The following is a 19,264-nucleotide window of genomic DNA, read 5'->3' on the forward strand; positions in this document are numbered from 1 at the left end:
TCCAGGGGTTCCGGCGAGCGAGTCGGTCGGGCGGGCCGGCGAGGGGCGGCCGCGGTCGGGAGCGGGTGTCAACTCCCGCCGAGTTCCTTGTCGATGAGGTCGAACATGTCCTCGTCGTCCACCAGGTCGAGGTCGTCGAGATCGTCGCCCCCGTCCTGAACTGCCGTACGGGGCCCGTCCAGTTCGGCGAGGAGTACGCGCAGCCGGTCGGCGACCGTGGAGCGCTCCGCCTGCTCGACTCCGCCGGAGGCCAACACCGTTTCCAGCCGGTCGAGTTCGCTGTGCACCGAGCCCAACACGGGCGCGGTGCCGCCGGGTTCACCGCCCTGGCCCTCGCCGGTACCGCCGTCCGCGGACAGCGCGGCGGCCAACTCACCGAGCAGGAAGCGCGCGACGGCCCCCGGGCTCGGGTGGTCGTACACCAGCGTGGCGGGCAGCTTCAGGCCGGTGGCACCGGCGAGCCGGTTGCGTACCTCCACCGCGAGCAGCGAGTCCACGCCCAGCTGCTTGAACGGGGTCTTCGCCGGGACCTCGGCCCGCTCGGGCTCGTGGCCGAGTACGGCCGCGAGCCCGCTCTGCACCAGCCCGAGCAACTCCTGCTCGCGCGCTTGTGGCGACAGCCCCGACAGCCGCCGCACCAGCGGATGGCGGTCCGACCCCGCGGCGGCCTCCGGGCTCTCCTCGGCGAGAAGCGCGGCGACCTCCGGGATCGTGTCGAGCAGCGGACGCCGCCGGGCCGAGGCGAACACCGGCACGAACCGCGCCCAGTCGACCTCCGCGAGCACCACAAAGGTCTCGTCGTGGTCCAAGGCCTGCTGGAGACCGGCGAAGGCCGTCTCCGGATCGATCAGCGGCAGCCCCTGCCGCCGCAGGAAGTCCGGGTCCACCGCGTCGGGCAGCTTGTCGCTCCCCCATACGCCCCAGGCCACCGAGGTGGCGGGCAGCCCCCGGGCGCGACGCTGCTCGGCGAAGGCGTCGAGATGGGCGTTGGCCGCGGCGTAGGCACCGTGGTCGCCGCTGCCCCACACCCCGGCGATCGAGGAGAAGAGGACGAAGGCCTCCACCGGGTGGCGCGCGAGGAGTTCGTCCAGGTGCCGCGCGCCCGCGACCTTGGCCTCCAGGACCGCGTCCAGCTCCTCCGCGGTGAGTCCGTCCAGCGAGTTCAGCTGCATCAGCGCCGCGGCGTGCACGACCGTGCCGATCCGGTGGCCCCGCGCCTCCAGATCCGCCACGAGTCCCGCGACGGCCGCGCGGTCCGCCACATCGCAGGCCACGACCTCGGCGTCCACGCCGCGTTCCCGGAGTTCGGCCACCAGCTCCGGCATGCCCTCGGCGAGCGGACCGCGTCGGCTGGTGACGACCAGGCGCTCGGCTCCCGCCTCCGCGAGCCAGCGCGCGATGTGCGGACCGAGTGCACCCGTCCCGCCCGTGACGAGCGTGGTGTGCCGGGGGCGCCAGGGCGCCGAACCCGCGGTGACCGGATACGGATGACGCAGCAGCCGGCGCGCATACGTCCCCGTCCGCCGCACGGCGAGCTGGTCCTCACCGTCCTGAGCGGCGCCTCCACCACGGAGGTGCCGCACCAACTCGGCGTACAGAGCGGGTGCTTGGGCCTCTTCCGTCTCCGGCGCCTCCGGTTCAGGATGTCCGGGAAGGTCCACCAGACCGCCCCACAGGCGCGGGTACTCCAGTGCGGCGACCCGCCCCAGACCCCACACCTGCGCCTGCTCGGGCAGCGGCGCCGGGTCCTCCGGAAGGGCCCGCACCGCCCGCGTCGTCAGATGCCATACGGGGACCTCCGCCCCGCCCCGCGCCAGACTCTTGAGCAGGGCGAGCGTGGCGGCGGTGCCGATGTCCAGGCTGAGCACACCGGCGACCTCCGGCTGCTCCCGCAGGCGGCGCTCCAACTCGGGCAGCTCCGCGACATGGGCCGTACGTGCCCCCGCGGACTCCAGGGCCGACACCAGCTCCTTCGGCGGCTCGGCCCCCGCCCCGGTGTACGCCAGCCAGGTACCGGTGAGGCCCGAGGCCTCGCCCGAAGCCGCCGCCTCCCAACTCACCTGGTAGCGCCAGTCGTCCAGGGCCGTGGCCCGGTGCGCCTGCCGCCGCCATGCGCTCAGCGCGGGCAGGACGGCGCCCAGCGCCTCGGCCGGAACCTTGAGCCTTCCGGCCAGCGCCTCGGCGTCCGCTCCCTCGACGGAGGCCCAGAAGGCGTCGTCGGCGGCAGAGACGGCCTGGTTCTGCGGGGCCGAGGACGCCAGCCAGTAGCGCTTGTGTTGGAAGGGGTAGGTGGGGAGGTCGGGGTGGTGGGTGGTGGGTGTGTGGTGGGTGGTGTTGGTGGGGGTGAGGCCGTGGGTGTGTGCGTGGGCGAGGGCGTGGTGTTGGCGGGTGGGGGTGTCGTCGCCTCGGAGGAGGGTGGGGTGGGTGGTGGCTTGGGTATGGGTGTCCGCGGTCTCTTCGATGGCGGTGGTGAGGCCGGGATGGGGGCTGGTTTCGATGTAGTGGGTGTGTCCGTGGGTGAGGAGGCGCTGGATGGTGGGGTTGAAGTGGACGGTGGTGCGGAGGTTGGTGAACCAGTAGTCGGTGGTGAGGGTGGTGGTGTCTACGGGTTCGGTGGTGACGGTGGAGTAGAAGGGGATGTCGGACTGGCGGGACGTCAGCTCGCCTATCTGCGCCGCGAGTTGAGTGCGCAGGGGTTCTACGAGGGGTGTGTGGGAGGCGTAGTCGACAGGGATCCTGCGATGGCGTATCCCTTCCGCCTCGCAGTGCTGCTGGAGCGCGTCCAGGGCTTCGGTCGTTCCCGCGACGACGGTGGAGGTAGGGCTGTTGAGCGCGGCGAGGTGGAGGTCGTCTCCGTACGACGAGATCAGCTCGCCCGCCTGCTCGGCGCTGAGGGCGAGGGACATCATGCCGCCCGTACCCGCCAGCGTCGTGAGGGCTTTGGAGCGCAGGGCGACGACCCGTGCGGCGTCCTCAAGGCTGAGTGCTCCGGCGATGTGCGCGGCGGCGATTTCGCCTTGTGAGTGGCCGATGACGGCGTCGGGGTGGATGCCGTGGTCCTGCCACCAGCGGGCCAGGGAGACCATGACGGCCCAGGTGGCGGGCTGTACGACATCGACGCGGGCGAGCGCGTCGGCATCGTCCAGGACCTCAAGCAGGTTCCAGTCGGTGAACGGCGCCAGCGCTGCTGCGCACTCCTGCATGGATTTCGCGAACACCGGTGAGGTGGCGAGGAGTTGGACCCCCATCCCCACCCACTGCGAGCCCTGCCCGGGGAAGACGAACACCGTCTTGCCGTCATGAGCCGTGCCCTGCGTCAGAGCAGGATGCGGTAGGCCGTTCGCCAGGGCTTCGAGGCCGGTCAACAGTTCCTCGCGTGAGGTGCCGACGAGTACGGCGCGGTGGTCGAACCGGGATCGGTGCGCCAAGGCACCGGCGACCTCCTCGGCGCTGACATCCGCGTGCTCCCGCAGATAGCCCCGCAGCAGCCCTGCCTGGTCCCGCAGTACCTCCTCGGAGCGTCCACTCAGTAGCCAACTGACCGGCAGCGGCGGCGCGTTCAGATCCGTGGGAGCAGACCCGGACCCCGGGGTGGCGGCGGTGGTCACGACCGCCTCGTCCGGGGCTTGTTCCAGGATGACGTGGGCGTTGGTGCCGCTGATGCCGAAGGAGGAGACGGCGGCGCGGCGGGGCCGGTCGAGGGCGGGCCATTCCCTCTGTTCGGTGAGGAGTTGGACGCCGCCGGTCGACCAGTCGACGTGGGGGGTGGGTTCGTCGACGTGGAGGGTGGCGGGCAACTGTCCGTGCTGGATGGCCTGGACCATCTTGATGATCCCGGCGACTCCGGCGGCGGCCTGGGTGTGCCCGATGTTCGACTTCACCGAACCCAGCCACAACGGCCGGTCCTCGGGCCTGTCTTGCCCGTACGTGGCGAGGAGTGCCTGCGCCTCGATGGGATCCCCGAGCCTCGTCCCCGTTCCGTGTGCCTCGACCGCGTCCACGTCCGATCCCGTGATGCCTGCGGTCTGGAGGGCGGTGGTGATGACGCGTTGCTGGGAGGGGCCGTTGGGTGCGGTGAGGCCGTTGCTGGCGCCGTCCTGGTTGACGGCGGTGCTGCGGACGACGGCGAGGATGGGGTGCCCGTTGCGCCGGGCGTCGGAGAGCCGTTCCACCAGCAGCAGACCGACGCCCTCGCCCCACCCCGTACCGTCCGCCGCGGCCGCGAAGGACTTGCAGCGGCCGTCCTGTGCCAGTCCGCGCTGGCGGCTGAACTCGACGAAGGTGTCGGGGGTGGCCATGACCGTGGCGCCGCCCGCGAGGGCGAGGTCGCACTCGCCGTTGCGGAGGGACTGCGCGGCCAGGTGGAGCGCGACGAGTGACGAGGAACAGGCGGTGTCCACCGTGACCGCCGGGCCTTCGAGGCCGAAGACGTACGAGAGGCGGCCCGAGGCCACGCTTCCCTGGGTGCCGGTGAGGACATGTCCCGCGACGCTCTCGGCCTCGGCGTCGCTCACCCCGTTCGCGTAATCGTGGTACATCAGCCCGGCGAAGACTCCGGTCCTGCTGCCGCGCAGCGAGAGCGGATCGATGCCGGTGCGCTCGAAGGCCTCCCAGGCGGTCTCCAGGAGGAGGCGCTGCTGCGGATCCATCGCCAGCGCCTCACGCGGCGAGATCCCGAAGAACTCCGCGTCGAACTCCCCTGCTTCGTGGAGGAAGTTGCCGACCTTGGTGTAAGAGGTGCCGGGGTTGTCGGGGTCCGGGTGGTAGAGCGAACCGAGGTCCCAGCCGCGGTCCTTGGGGAATTCGCTGATGCCGTCCTGGCCCGCGAGGACCAGTCGCCAGAGGTCCTCGGGTGAGCCGATGCCGCCGGGGTAGCGGCAGGCCATGCCGACCAGGGCGATCGGCTCGCTGTCCGCACCGAGGTCCCGGGAGGCGGCAACTCCGGCCGCTGTCCGGGCGCGGTTCCCGGCTGCCGAAGTCGCCCCGGCGCCACCGGATCCGCCGATCTCGGCGCTCAGGTAACCGGCGAGGGCCTCCGGGCTCGGATAGTCGAAGACGAGGGTGGTCGGCAGCCGTCGGCCGGTGGCCTCGGCGAGACGGTTGCGGAGTTCCACCGCGGTGAGCGAGTCGAAGCCCAGTTCCTTGAACGCCTTTGCCGGGTCGACGAGTTCGGCCGTGCTGTGGCCGAGCACCGCCGACACCTGGGCACGTACCAACTCGGCGGTCTCCCGGTCCCGTTCGGCGGCGGACAGTGCCGCGAGGCGGGCCGCGAACTCCGTGCCCGCCGCGGGCGCCGCTCCGGTCGCCGCCCTGCGCACAGGTGTCCGGACCAGACCCCGGAGTACCGGCGGCACCACCGTGGCGGCGGAGCCCGCACCGGCAGGCGTACGGAAGGCGCCGAGGCTCAGGCGGGCGGCCACCACATGGGCCGCGTCCGTGCCGAGGGCGGCGTCGAAGAGGGCGAGCCCCTGCGCCGAGTCCATCGCGGCCAGCCCCTGGCGGGCCATGCGGGAGACATCCGCCTCCGCCAGGTGCCGGGTCATGCCGCTCGCCTGCGCCCAGAGGCCCCAGGCGAGGGACTGCGCGGGCAGGCCCTCGGCGCGGCGGCGCTGGGCGAAGGCGTCCAGGAAGGCGTTGGCGGCGGCGTAGTTGGCCTGACCGGCGAGGCCGAGGGTTCCGGCCACGGAGGAGAACATCAGGAAGGCACGCAACGGCAGCCCGCGTGTGGCGTGGTGGAGGTTCCAGGCCGCGTCCACCTTGGGGGCGAGCACCCTGCCGAGGCGCTCCGGGGTCAGCGTGGTGACCGGACCGTCGTCGAGCAGACCCGCCAGATGGACCACCGCGGTGAGCGGCCGCGCCTCGGGGAGGGCGGCGACGAGTTCGCGGGTGGCCCCCTCCTCCGACAGGTCGCAGGCGGCGAGGGTCACGGACGCCGCGCCCAGGGCGAGGAGTTCGCCGCGCAGCTCGTCCGCGCCCTCCGCCCGCGGGCCACGGCGGCTCGCGAGCAGGAGATGGCGTACGCCGTGTTGCGTGACGAGGTGCCTCGCCAGCAGCGCGGCCAGCGAGCCGCTGCCCCCGGTGAGCAGCACGGTGCCCTCGGGATCCCAGTCGGCCGCCGACTCGCCGGTCCCAGGGGACTCGCCGCTCCCGGACATCCGTACGAGGCGAGGTACCGCCGACTCACCTCCGCGCAGGGCGAGTTGGGGCTCCCCGCTGCTTATGGCCCATGGCAGCGCACGTACCGACTCCGGGTCCTCGTCCAGGTCGAGCAGCCCGAACCGGCCCGGGTTCTCCGTCTCGGCGGCCCGTATCAGTCCCCACAGGGCCGCGCCGGCGAGGTCGCGCACCTCCTCGCCCGGCTGAACGGCCATCGCGCCGCGCGTGACGAAGACGAGCCGCGCCCCGTCGAACTGCTCGGTGCCGAGCCACTGCCGTACCAACTCCAGTGCCCGTGCCGCGCTTTGCCGCACGGCCTCGGCGCCGGACGACCCTTCGGGGGCCCGGTCCAGCGCCAAGTCGTGGACGGAAACCACACCTTGGACGAGGACCACGTCCGGGGCCGCGCTCTCGCCCCGGGACACCTGCCCGGCGAGCGAGTCCAGATCGGCGAAGGCGGGCAACCCGTGTGCGCCCAGGGAGAGTTCGGTGTACTCCGTGCTCTCCGTGCTCGCCGTGGGCTCTGTGCTGTCGGGCGCGGGGAGGCGCGTCTCCGAGGCTCCCGCGTCGAGCAGATACCACGTGCCGGTGTCCGGGACGGCCACCGTGGGCGAGGCCGTCGCGGCGGGCAGGGGTGCCCAGTCCATCCGGTACAGGCCGTCGTGCCGGGCGGTCGCCCGTGCCCGCAGCTGCTCCACCGCCACCGGGAGGAAGGTCAGCCGCTCCACGGAGGCCACCGGCCCACCGGCGGGATCCCTCAGCTCCAGCGAGACCGCATCCGGTCCCACCGGCCGCACATACGCGCGTACCGCCGTGGCCCCGGTCGCATGGAGACGCACCCCCGACCAGGCGAACGGCAGCAGCGCCCGTTCCTCCGCGGAGTCGGCCGGTGCCGCGAGCGTGCCGCCGAGGAGCACGGCGTGCAGGACCGCGTCGAGCAGCGCGGGGTGCGCGTCGAAGCCCCCGCCGGAGCCCGGCCCCGCTGCCTGCCGCACGTCCTCCGGCAGTACCACCTCGGCGAAGACCTCGTCCGTACGGCGCCACAGGGTCCGCAGGCCCTGGAACACGGGCCCGTAGTCGTAGCCGAGCGCACCGAGCCGGGCGTAGCCGTCGGCCAGCGGGACGGACTCGGCGTCCCGGGGCGGCCACACCGGATCCGCATCGCTATCCGCCGCTCCCGAGAGGGGTGCCTCCGTGCCAGGCGACAGCGTGCCCTCGGCATGGAGCGTCCACGGGGTGTCCTGCGGCTGCCCGGCGCTGGTCCGGGTCTCCGCGGGCCGTGAGTGCAGGTGCACCGGGCGTCGGCCCTCGGTGTCCGGCGCGCCGACCGTCACCTGGAGCTGGACCGCTCCACCGGCCGGGATCAGCACGGGGTCGGACAGCGTCAGGTCGTCGAGGCGCGCACAGCCCACGTGGACGGCCGCGTGCAGCGCCATCTCCAGCATGGCCGTACCGGGCAGCAGCACCGTTCCGGACACCGCGTGATCCGCAAGCCACGGGTGGGTGGAGAGCCCGAACTTCCCGTCGAACAGCACACCCTCCGTCCCCGCCACGGCCACCGGGGCTCCGAGGAGCGGGTGACCAGAGGCACGGGGCCCCGCACTGCCCGCCGGGGCGAGCCAGTAGCGCTTGTGTTGGAAGGGGTAGGTGGGGAGGTCGGGGTGGTGGGTGGTGGGTGTGTTGTGGGTGGTGTTGGTGGGGGTGAGGCCGTGGGTGTGTGCGTGGGCGAGGGCGTGGTGTTGGCGGGTGGGGGTGTCGTCGTCTCGGAGGAGGGTGGGGTGGGTGGTGGCTTGGGTGTGGGTGTCCGCGGTCTCTTGGATGGCGGTGGTGAGGCCGGGGTGGGGGCTGGTTTCGATGTAGTGGGTGTGTCCGTGGGTGAGGAGGCGGTGGATGGTGGGGGCGAAGTGGACGGTGGTGCGGAGGTTGGTGAACCAGTAGTCGGTGGTGAGGGTGGTGGTGTCTACGGGTTCGGTGGTGACGGTGGAGTAGAACGGGATGTCGGACTGGCGGGGCGTCAGTTCGCCTATCTGTGCCGCGAGTTCGGCGCGTAGGGGTTCTACGAGGGGTGTGTGGGAGGCGTAGTCGACGGGGATGCGGCGGTGGCGAATTCCCTCTGCCTCGCAGTGCTGTTGGAGTGCGTCGAGGGCTTGGGTGGTTCCGGCGACGACGGTGGAGGTGGGGCTGTTGAGGGCGGCGAGGTGGAGGTCGTCTCCGTACGACGAGATCAGCTCGCCCGCCTGCTCGGCGCTGAGGGCGAGGGACATCATGCCGCCCGTACCCGCCAGCGTCGTAAGCGCCTTCGAGCGCAGGGCGACGACCCGCGCGGCATCCTCAAGACTCAGCGCACCGGCAATATGCGCGGCGGCGATTTCGCCTTGGGAGTGGCCGATGACGGCGTCCGGCTGGATGCCGTGGTCCTGCCACCAGCGGGCCAGGGAGACCATGACGGCCCAGGTGGCGGGCTGTACGACATCGACGCGGGCGAGCGCTTCGGCGTCGTCGAGTACGTCGAGCAGGTTCCAGTCGGTGAAGGGCGCCAGCGCCTGGGCGCACTCCTCCATGGATTTCGCGAACACCGGTGAGGTGGCGAGGAGTTGGATCCCCATGCCGACCCACTGCGAGCCCTGACCGGGGAAGACGAACACGGTCTTGCCTTCGCGAGCCGTGCCGGTGACGACGTTGCTGTGCGGCGAGCCCTCGGCGAGGGCTGCCAGACCGGCGAGGAGGTCGGCGCGGCCGGTGCCGATCACGGCCGCACGGTGCGGGAAGCGTGCCCGGCGGTTCAACGCGTCGGCGACAGCTGCGATGTCCAGCTCCGGTTGCTCCGTGGCCTGGACCAGCAGTCGTTGTGCCGCGTCCCGGAGTGCCTGCGCGGTGTGACCGCTCAGCAGCCAACTGGCGGGCGTGGAGGGCGAGTCCGGACCTGCACTCGACCCGGCCGCACCGTCCAGGGCCCCCGCGCTCTCCAGCAGCCCGTCCGCCGGACCTTCGCCTTCTGCGCCCTCGTTCTCGGCGTCCTTGTCCTGCGGGGCCTGTTCGAGGATGACGTGGGCGTTGGTGCCGCTGATGCCGAAGGAGGAGACGGCGGCGCGGCGGGGCCGGTCGAGGGCGGGCCATTCCCTCTGCTCGGTGAGGAGTTGGACGCCGCCGGTCGACCAGTCGACGTGGGGGGTGGGTTCGTCGATGTGGAGGGTGGCGGGCAACTGTCCGTGCTGGATGGCCTGGACCATCTTGATGATTCCGGCGACACCTGCGGCGGCTTGGGTGTGCCCGATGTTCGACTTCACCGAACCCAGCCACAACGGCCGGTCCTCGGGCCTGTCTTGCCCATACGTGGCGAGGAGTGCCTGCGCCTCGATGGGATCCCCGAGCTTCGTCCCCGTACCGTGCGCCTCCACCGCGTCCACGTCCGATCCCGTCAGGCCGGAGTTGGTCAGGGCCGTGCGGATGAGGCGTTCCTGCGACTGGCCGTTGGGGGCGGTGAGGCCGTTGCTGGCGCCGTCCTGGTTGACGGCGGTGCCCCGGACCACGGCGAGCACCCGGTGGCCCTTGCGGCGGGCGTCGGAGAGCCGTTCGACGAGCAGCAGGCCCACGCCCTCGGCCCAGCCGGTGCCGTCGGCCGCGGCGGCGAAGGACTTGCAGCGGCCGTCCGCCGCCAAGCCGCGCTGACGGCTGAACTCGATGAACATGCCCGGCGTCGACAGCACCGTGACCCCGCCCGCGAGGGCGAGATCGCATTCGCCGTCGCGGAGGGACTGCGCGGCGAGGTGGAGCGCGACCAGGGAGGAGGAGCAGGCGGTGTCGACGGTGACCGCCGGGCCTTCGAGACCGAAGACGTACGACAGCCGGCCCGAGGCCACGCTCGGCGTCGTACCGGTCAGGACGTAACCGTCCAGGCCGCCTTCGGCCTCGTACATCCGCGGGCCGTAGTCCTGGGTGGTGGCGCCGACGAAGGTGCCGGTCCGGCTGCCGCGCAGCCGGTCGGTCTCGATACCGGCGCGCTCGAAGGCCTCCCAGGCGGTCTCCAGGAGGAGGCGCTGCTGCGGGTCCATCGCCAGCGCCTCGCGCGGCGAGATCCCGAAGAACTCCGCGTCGAAACCGGCGACATCGTCGAGGAAACTGCCGCTCCTGGCGTACGAGGTGCCCGCGCGGTCGGGGTCGGCGTCGTGCAGGGCCGCCAGATCCCAGCCGCGGTCCTCGGGGAACGAGCCGAGGGCGTGCTGTTCCTCGCGCAGCAGCCGCCACAGGTCCGCGGGCGAGGAGACCCCGCCCGGGTAGCGGCAGGCCATGCCGACGATCACGATCGGGTCGTCCGCGGTGGCGAGGGCGGGGCCCGGCACTCCGGCGGCCGGTGCGGTGGCGTCCTCGCCACTGAGCTGGGTGTGCAGCCACCGGGCCATGTCGCCGGGCGTGGGGTGGTTGAAGAGGACGGTGCTCGGCAGGGCCCGACCGCTCAACCGGGCCAAGCGGTCGCGGAGTTCGACCGTGCCGTACGAGTCGAGGCCCAGGTCCCGGAAGGTCCAATCGGTGTCGACCGCGCCCGGGGACGCGTATCCGAGGACCGCGGCGGTCTGCTCACGGACCAGGTCGAGCAGCTCACCGGGACGGGGGAGGGGAGTGCCGGGGTCGCTCGCCGAGGAGACGGAGGGCGAGTGCCCCGAGCCCTGCTCACTCCCGGGGCCGCTGCTCTGCTCAGCCCGCGGCACCTCCGGGGCCGCGTCGGCCACGGTGCCGAGGCCCGGGGCCGCCGCGTTCTCATCCAGCCAGTGCCTGCTGCGCTGGAACGGGTACGTCGGCAGGTCCACGCGCCGCGTACCTGCGTCCGCACAGAGCCGGTCCCAGCCCACGGCCGAGCCTCGCGTGTGGAGTTCGGCGAGCGCCGTCAGCAGCGACCGGACCTCCGGCTGCTTGCGGCGGAGGAGGGGGAGGGCGGTGGCCTTCGTGGTGTCGGTGGACTGGCTTGCGTGGGTGGCTAGTTGGGTGAGGGCGTGGCCGGGGCCGAGTTCGAGGTAGGTGGTGGTGTGGTGGGTGTGGAGGGTGGTGAGTCCGTGGTGGAAGCGGACGGTGGTGCGGACGTGGCGGGCCCAGTAGTCGGGGTCGGAGAGTTCTGCCGTGGTGGCCAGTTCGCCGGTGACGTTGGAGATCAGGGGTGTCACCGGCGCATGGAAAGTGAGAGTGCGCAGGGTGGTGCGGAAGGTGTCGAGCATGCCGTCCATGTGGGGGGAGTGGAAGGCGTGGCTGACGTGGAGGTGGGTGGTCTTGCGGCCTTGGGAGGCCCAGTGTGCGGCGAGGGTGTGGACGGCGTCGTGGTCGCCTGAAATCACTGTCTCGGTAGGCCCGTTGACGGCGGCGATGGTCACCGTCCCGTCGGCCGGAAGGCTCGCGGTCGTCTCGTCCTCGGTGGTCTGGAGGGCGGTCATGGCTCCGCCGGTGGGCTGTGCCTGCATGAGGGTGGCCCGGGTGGTCACCAGGACGGCCGCGTCGGGCAGGTCCAGGACCCCGGCGAGGTGAGCGGCGGTGATCTCGCCGAGCGAGTGGCCGATCAGGAGGTCGGGGGTGATCCCCCAGTGGGCCAGGAGGCGGTGGAGCGCGACTTCCAGGGCGAAGAGTGCGGGTTGGGTGTAGGCGGTCTGCTGGAGCAGGGCGGCGTGTTCGGTGTCGGGTTCGGCGAACATCACCTCGCGTAGCGGGACGGCGGGCAGCGTGGTGTGTGCGGTCAGGCGGGAGGCCAACTCCGGGTCCAGGGCGGCTACGACCTCGTCGAGGGCCGCGGCGAACAGCGGGAAGGCCTCGTACAACTCCCGTCCCATACCCGCGTGTTGACTGCCCTGACCGGAGAACAGGAACGCCACCTTGCCCGCTACCTGGCCGCTTCCCTCCTCCCCTCCTGCCTCCGTCTCGCCGCGCGGGACCACGCCGCGCAGCACATTGCTGGCCCCGCGTCCCCCGGCGAGGGCGGCAAGGCCGGACAGCAGGGAGTCGTGGTCCTCGACGAGTACGGCGGCACGGTGCTCGAAGGCCGAGCGGGTGGTGGCCAAGGAGCCTGCCAGGTCGGCCAGTTCGGCCGGGCCGGGCTGGACCTCGGCGGACTCCACCTTGGCGAGCAACTGCGCGGCCTGCGCCCGCAGAGCGGCGGCGCTGCGTGCCGACACCAGCCAGGGCAAGGCCTCCCGCACCGCAGACGAGCCCCACACGGACGAGCCCACCGAAGTTGCGCTCACCGAAGCCACGCCCACCACGGACGAGTCCACCGCGGACGATCCCGCCGCGGACGACCGCCCAGCCCCGGCCTCCACCCCGGCGGACTCCGGATCGGCGAGCACGACATGGCAGTTGGTGCCGCCCATGCCGAAGGAGCTGACTCCGGCGAGCAGCGGTGCCTCGGGGTGTGGCCAGGGGCCGGTCGTCTGCTGTACGGCCAGGCAGAGTTCATCGAGCGGGATGCGCGGGTGGGGGTGGGTGAAGTTCAGGCTCGGGGCCAACTCGCGGTGTTTGACGCTGAGGAGGGCCTTGACCAGGCCGACGACACCGGCGGCGCCTTCCAGGTGACCGATGTTGGTCTTCACCGAGCCGACCCGCAGCGGGTCCCCGGCGGGGCGGGCCGCGCCGAGGGCGGCGCCGAGTGCCGCCGCTTCGACGGGGTCGCCCAACCGGGTGCCGGTGCCGTGGAGTTCGACGTACTGGAGTGCTGCGGGAGAGACCCCGGCGTCCTCGTAGGCGGCCTTGAGCACCCGTTCCTGGGCGGCCGGTTCGGGGGCGGTGAGGGTGTGCCCGGCGCCGTTGCCGAGGGCGCTGCCGAGGAGGACGCCGTGTACCCGGTCGCCGTCGGCGAGAGCCCTCGACAGGGGCTTGAGGACGAGGACGGCGCCGCCCTCGCCGCGGACGAAGCCGTCGGCCCGGGCGTCGAAGGTGTGGCAGCGGCCGCCGGGGGAGAGGGCGCCGAAGAGTTCGGCCGAAGTGAACTCCTCGGCGAGGAGGTTGAGGTGCACGCCGCCCGCGAGGGCGACCTCGGACTCCCCGCCGCGCAGGCTGCGGACGGCGAGATGGACGGCGGCCAGCGAGGAGGACTGGGCGGTGTCCACGGCGAGGCTCGGGCCGGTGAGGCCGAGGAGGTAGGAGAGTCGGTTGGCGATGACCGCGCGGCTGAGGCCGGTCATGCTGTGCGCGGAGGCGGTGCCCTCGCGGTGCTGGAGCTTCGCGTAGTCGTCCGACATGGAGCCGATGAACACGCCGGTGCCGGTGCCGCGCAGCAGACCGGGGCGTACGCCCGCGTCCTCCAGGGCCTGCCAGCACAGTTCGAGGGCGAGCCGCTGCTGCGGGTCGGCGGCGGCGGCCTCGCGCGGGGACATGCCGAAGAAGCCCGGGTCGAAGCCGTCCACCCCCTCGAGGAATCCGCCGCGGAAGGCGCCGTCGATGCCGCGTCCGGCGGGCGGTGCGGTCACCGACTCCCGTCCCTCGCGCAGGAGTTGCCAGAAGGCCTCGTGATCCGGTGCCCCCGGGACCCGGCAGGCCATCCCCACCACGGCGATGCGGTGGTCGGTCGTTGCGGCTACAGCAGGCGTGTCACTCATGGAGTCCTCGGGCTCGTGGACCATCGGCCCAGGCCGACTCGGCCTGGGCCGGGAATCTCACCGGCAGGGGTGGGGGGAGGCGATGGAAAGCCGTCCGCCCAGGGCCGCCGTGCGGGGGCGGCCGGGGAGGCGGCGGCGATGCGGTTCAGCGGCTGTGCGCGGGCCGCGCGGGGGCGCGGCTGCTGCGCCGGGCGGCCGCAAGGGCGCACCGCTCGGCGCGCGGACACCGCCTCGGGCCCGCCGTCGCGGCGCCCCGTACGCGAGGTGCTCTGCCGCCGGGTGCGGCCGGGACCCCGTACCGCAGACGTCCGTATCTGGCGCTCCCCGGCATCCGAGCCGGTCCCGAGACCGCCCCCGTCGGCTGTGTCACGCCCGTCGGCGTCGTCTCCCGCGTCGGCAGTGGCGCCGCCGGGACGCCCCTCGACACGGGCTGCGTCACGGGCTGCGACATGCCCCCCGACCCGCCCCGCGGCGCGGGTGCGGGTATCGGTGGCTCCGGTCTTGTGCTCATCGTTCTGCTTTCCCCCGTCGGTCATATGAGGGCGGTCTCATATGAATGGTGTTTCCTTCACAAAGCCGCCGGCGGGCTTCCGGCGTGCTGTCGCCGTGGTCCGACCCCACCACTGTGAAGGTTCGCCGATGAGTGCGGTACCGCGCCCTGGGTGCGGGGCGGTTCTGTTCATCGGAAAGTTTCGCGTCAGTAATTTTCTCCGGTCCTCGGGTGCGGTCTCGTCCCCCGGGACTCATCCACGCCCCCGTGCCGCGATCGGTTCCCGCGGTGAATAACCGTCAGGAATGCGGCGCGCCGGTACCCCCGGTGGACGGCGGGCGGACCGGCGGCGAATTCCGCCGCCGGAATACCGGCCTCCACCGGTCGGGCCGCACCTCCGTACCCTTCTGCCCCCGTGACTGCCCCCGTCATACGGCGCTCAGGCCGCCGGGGCGGGTGCCGTGTCCGCCGTGGGGCCGGGCTGCGGGCGCAGCCGGCCGGAGCGGTACAGGGCCGCGCTGAGCACGAGCCCGGTGGCGAAGATCGCGACCGACCAGGCGAAGGCGGTGGTGTACCCCTCGACCCGGGACTCGGCGAGGACCCGGGCACTGGGCTCGCGCCCCGCCAGGTAGTCCGTACCGGCCGTGGTGGCAAGGGTGTTGAGGAGGGCGGTGCCCACCGAGGCGCCGATCTGCTGCATCGTGTTGACGGTGGCGGAGGCCGCGCCCGCGTCCGTGGGCTGCACGCCGAAGGTGGCGACGTTCATCGCGCAGGGCATGACCAGGCCGAGGCCCATGCCGAGCAGGATCAGCGGGCCGAGCACATGCGAGGCGTAACCGCTGCCCAGTTCCAGCGAGGAGAGCCACAGCAGCGAGCCGGCGGCCAGTGCCATGCCGAGCGGGACCAGCGGCCTCGGGCCCACCCGGGGCAGTACCGCGTTCTGGGTGGGCACCGTGGTGAACACCATGGCCACGATCATCGGCAGGAAGGCCACACCGGTCTTCATCGGGCTGTAGCCGAGGCTCGACTGGAGGAAGTACGTGAGGAAGAGCGAGGCCCCGAACATGCCCGCGGCCGCGACGAGGAGCGAGACGTAGGAGGCGCCGCGGTTGCGGTTCAGCAGGATGCGCAGCGGCAGCAGGGGGTGCGCGGCCCGCGTCTGCCACCAGGCGAAGAGCGCGAGCAGCACGACGGCCGCGGCCAGGAATCCGTAGGTGGACCCGGCGCTCCAGCTCTCCCGCTCGGCGTTGGAGAAGCCGTAGACCAGGCTGAACAGGCCGGTCGCGGCGAGCAGGATGCCGGGGATGTCGAAGGCGGGCCGGGCCCCGCCGCGGACCGTGCGCGGCAGCAGGAGCAGGCCGCCGACGAATCCGGCGGCGGCGAAGGCGACGTTGATGTACAGGCACCAGCGCCAGTTCAGGTACTCGGTGAGCAGGCCGCCGAGCAGCAGGCCGATCGCGCTGCCGGTGCCCGCGACCGCGCCGAAGACCGCGAAGGCCTTGGCCCGTTCCTTCGGTTCGGTGAAGGTCGTGGTGAGCAGGGAGAGCGCGGCCGGTGCGAGGAGGGCGCCGAAGACGCCCTGGACGGCGCGGGCCGCCACCAGCATCCCGAAGCCCTCCGCGGCGCCGCCGAGCGCGGAGGCCGCGGCGAAGCCGACCAGTCCGAGCAGGAAGGCCTGCTTGCGGCCGATGAGGTCGCCGATGCGCCCGCCGAGCAGCAGCAGGCTGCCGAAGGCGAGGGTGTAGGCGGTGACCACCCACTGCCGGTCGCCGTCGGAGAAGCCGAGGTCCTCCTGGGCGGAGGGCAGGGCGATGTTCACGATGGTCGCGTCCAGGACGACCATCAGCTGGACGACCCCGATCACGGCCAGGACCCACCAGCGGCGCGCTATGGCGTTCTGGCCGGAAACTGCGCCTTGGCTCGGCATGGGCCCCCCAGATCATGTCGAAGTGTCCGTCCAATTTCGCGATCCAGAGCGTAACGGATGGCAATCCACCGGTGTTTGACTGCGTGCGGAAGGCCGTCTCTCAGTTTCTCCCGGAATTGCTTTCGTCCGGTATTGGTGTGTGCATCGTGAAAGCCGCGCCTTTGGTGGTGATGTGCGGGCTTCCTCCTTGCCCGGTTTCTTCCCGATTTCTGTCCTAGGGGGGCGGCGGGTGCGCCGAGCGGGAAAATGGCAAAGGGCGGGAAAAGTCCCGGGCGAAAGGGCGAAGCCGGTCATTCGCGGGCGCCGGGTTGTCCGGCGAGCAACACCCCTTGCCGCCCCGGCGGTGCCCGCGCGAGGCTCGGCGCGTGTTCGACCTGCATGTGCACGCCGCGCCCGATGTGGTGCCCCGGGGTGCGGACGACATCGACGTGGTGGCCGCCTACGCCAAGGCCGGGTTCTCCGGGTGCGTGCTCAAGGCGCACTACGAGTCCACGGTGGGGCGCGCCGCGGCCGCGGGGCGGGTGCACGGGCTGCCCGTGTACGGCGGCATCGCGCTCAACCAGCATGTGGGCGGGGTGAATCCGGCCGCGGTGGCCGCCTGCCTGGACGCGGGCGGCCGGGTGGTGTGGATGCCCACCGCCGACGCGCACACCCAGCGCGCGCACGGGCTCCCCAGCCTGTGCGGGGCCCGCGAGGACCTGCCCGGGCACGCCTACGGGATCCCGCCGCACACCCCGGCGGCCGAGGCCGAGGCGCGCGCGGTGTGCCGGATGGTCGCCGAGGCGGACGCGGTGCTCGCCACCGGGCATCTGAGCGCGGCGGAGTGCCACTGGCTGATCGCGGAGGCGCGGCGGGCCGGTGTCCGGCGGATCCTGCTGACCCACCCCGGCTACACCGTGCCCGGGATGCCGCCCGGCGAGGCGGCCGAACTCGCCGCGCTGGGCGCCCTGGTGGAGATCACCACCTACCAGCTCCTGCACCAGCCCGGCATGTCCGGGGCCCGGCTCGCCGCCTACGCCGCACGGGTGGGCCTGGAGCATGTGGTGCTCTCCTCGGACGCGGGGCAGCCCGACTCGCCCTCGCCGCCGGAGGCCCTGCACCTGCTCGTGGACACGCTGGCCCGGGAGGGTCTCGACCGCGGGGCGCTGCTCGCCTCGGCGGGGGAGCGCCCGCGGGCGCTGGTCGTCCCCTGAGCCGCGGGCGGGCCCGGGCCCCGTACGGCCGACCCCTGAACGGCCGGTGGCGGCAAGGGGGTTGCCGAGCGAGCAACAGGGGTTGTGCGCGGCAGAGGGGCTGGTCATCATCGCGGAATGGTTGTCCGTGGCTCGTCAAGTGCGCACCGCACGCTGGCCATCCTCACGACCCTCGGGTCGAAGGAGGCGGCCGAGCGCGGCGGTCTGGGCGTGGTGGAGATCGCCCGCCGGGTGGGCCGGGAGAAGTCCCAGGTCTCCCGGGCGCTGAAGACCCTGGACGCCGAGGGCTTCGTCGAGCGCGACCGCGAGAGCATGCTCTACCGGCTGAGCTGGCAGGTGTTCACCATGGCCGCGAACGCCGGTCACCCCCGGCTGCTCGCGGTCGCGCCGCCGGTGCTGCGGCGCCTGGTCGGGGTCCTCGGGGAACGCGTGCACCTGACCGTGCTTTCCCACGACGGCGTGCTCACGGTGCTCTCGCAGGGCCCGGCGCGCACCGTCCAGGCCGCGGGCTGGGTGGGCCGGGTGACCCCCCTGCACACCACCTCCTCCGGGCGGGCGCTGCTCTTCGACCACGGTGACGAGGAGGTGGCCGAACTCCTCGCCGGGTCGCAGTTCGCCTCGGCCGGACCCGGGGCGCCGGCCGGGACCGAGGAGTTCCTGGCCCGCCTCGCCGAGGCGCGGACGGCCGGATACGCCCTGGCCAGGGAGGAGTTCGAGGCCGGGCTGGTGGGCGCGGCGGCCCCGGTACGGGACTTCCGGGGGCAGGTGATGGCCGCACTGAACGTCTCCGCGCCCGCCAACCGCATGGGCCGGGACCTCGACGCGGCGGGCCGGGTGGTGCTGAGCGCGGCCCGGCAGCTCTCCCAGTCCATGGCCGGGTGCTGAGCGGCCCGGCGGCGTACGAGCAGAGCGCGCGCCCGGCCGCGTCCGGGCACCGAACGAACCGCTGGTCCCCCAGCGTGCCCGACAGAGCCGAGAAACAGGAGAGTTGGCATGGTCAGTCGTCCGTTCCCCTTCTTCAGCAGTGGTCTGCGCCTGGACGCCGATCTGCATCTGCCCGACGACGGCGGCGCCGGCGCCCCGTACCCCGTGGTGCTGCCCTCCTCCGGCTACCAGGGGCTGAAGGTCATCCACCCCGAGCGCTTCGCCCGCGCGCTGACCGCGCGGGGCTTCGCCACCCTCGCCTTCGACTTCCGCGGCTTCGGGCTCAGCGAGGGCGAGCGCGGCCGCCTGGTGCCCCAGGAGTGGGTGCAGGACCTGCGGGCCGCGGTGGACCGGGTGGCGTCCGCCCCCGAGCTGGACGCCGGGCGGATCGGTCTGGTCGGCTGGGGAATGGGCGGCGGCGTGGTCGTCAGCGAGGCCGCCGACGACCCCCGGGTACGGGCCGTGGCCTCCGTCAACGGCGTGGGCGACGGCGCCCGTTCGACCCGCAACATGCACGACGAGGCCTCCTGGCAGCGGCTGCTGGAACGCATCGCGGCCGACCGCGCCTACCGCAGCGAGCACGGCCGCTCGGAGATCACCTCACCCTGGGACATCGTCCGCCTGGACCTGGACGGCCGCACCGATGTCTATGTGGGCCGGGAGCTCTACCAGGCCCCCGGCTTCGGCTCCGGGGTCACCCTGGAGTCCGCCGACATGCTGCTGCGCTTCTCCCCGCAGTCGGTGGTGCACCGGCTCGCCCCCCGCCCGCTGCTGATCGTGCACGGCACCGAGAACCGGCTGCACCTGCCCGAGGAGGCCGAGGCGCTGTACGAGCGGGCCCGCGAGCCCAAGCGGCTGCGGCTCATCGAGGGTGCCGGGCACACCGAGTGGATGTTCGACGACCACCCCACCTTCCTGACCCTGGTGGACGAACTCGCCGCCTTCTTCGAGGAGTCCTTCGCCGCCGCCCCCGCGACCAGCGCCTTCCAGGCCATCGCCTAGG

At 72.8% G+C, this 19,264-nt stretch carries 5 protein-coding genes; 3 read left to right on the forward strand and 2 right to left on the reverse strand.

Annotated elements, in window-relative coordinates; all coding sequences use genetic code 11:
- Positions 1 to 68 precede the first annotated feature (68 nt).
- Together HFV08_RS27290 and HFV08_RS27295 are read right to left on the reverse strand one after the other, a co-directional pair.
- On the reverse strand, positions 69 to 13,727 hold the full coding sequence (locus HFV08_RS27290) for a type I polyketide synthase (protein WP_168543125.1): 13,659 nt from the start codon (positions 13,725 to 13,727) through the stop codon (positions 69 to 71).
- 929 nt (positions 13,728 to 14,656) lie between these two features.
- Positions 14,657 to 16,144, reverse strand: coding sequence for an MFS transporter (locus tag HFV08_RS27295; RefSeq protein WP_168543126.1), 1,488 nt, complete (start codon positions 16,142 to 16,144; stop codon positions 14,657 to 14,659).
- A gap of 365 nt (positions 16,145 to 16,509) precedes the next feature.
- Here HFV08_RS27295 and HFV08_RS27300 point away from each other — a divergent pair, with 365 nt between their 5' ends.
- The 3 genes from HFV08_RS27300 (at position 16,510) to HFV08_RS27310 (ending at position 19,263) form a co-directional block, all read left to right on the forward strand.
- A complete protein-coding gene (locus HFV08_RS27300; RefSeq protein ID WP_168543127.1) occupies positions 16,510 to 17,337 on the forward strand; it encodes a DUF6282 family protein in 828 nt (275 codons plus the stop codon).
- A gap of 117 nt (positions 17,338 to 17,454) precedes the next feature.
- On the forward strand, positions 17,455 to 18,222 hold the full coding sequence (locus tag HFV08_RS27305) for an IclR family transcriptional regulator (RefSeq protein ID WP_168543128.1): 768 nt from the start codon (positions 17,455 to 17,457) through the stop codon (positions 18,220 to 18,222).
- Positions 18,223 to 18,330: 108 nt separating this feature from the next.
- Positions 18,331 to 19,263: an alpha/beta hydrolase gene (locus HFV08_RS27310; RefSeq protein ID WP_168543129.1), complete on the forward strand. Its 933-nt coding sequence runs from the start codon at positions 18,331 to 18,333 to the stop codon at positions 19,261 to 19,263.
- Position 19,264: the final 1 nt, after the last annotated feature.

It is taken from the genome of Streptomyces physcomitrii, assembly GCF_012273655.1.
GTDB lineage: Bacteria > Actinomycetota > Actinomycetes > Streptomycetales > Streptomycetaceae > Streptomyces > Streptomyces physcomitrii.

Coding starts and splice junctions, on each gene's coding strand:
- HFV08_RS27290 (WP_168543125.1), bottom strand. CDS start 13,727: ATGAGTGACACGCCTGCTGTAGCCGCAACGACCGACCACCGCATCGCC.
- HFV08_RS27295 (WP_168543126.1), bottom strand. CDS start 16,144: ATGCCGAGCCAAGGCGCAGTTTCCGGCCAGAACGCCATAGCGCGCCGC.
- HFV08_RS27305 (WP_168543128.1), top strand. CDS start 17,455: ATGGTTGTCCGTGGCTCGTCAAGTGCGCACCGCACGCTGGCCATCCTC.
- HFV08_RS27310 (WP_168543129.1), top strand. CDS start 18,331: ATGGTCAGTCGTCCGTTCCCCTTCTTCAGCAGTGGTCTGCGCCTGGAC.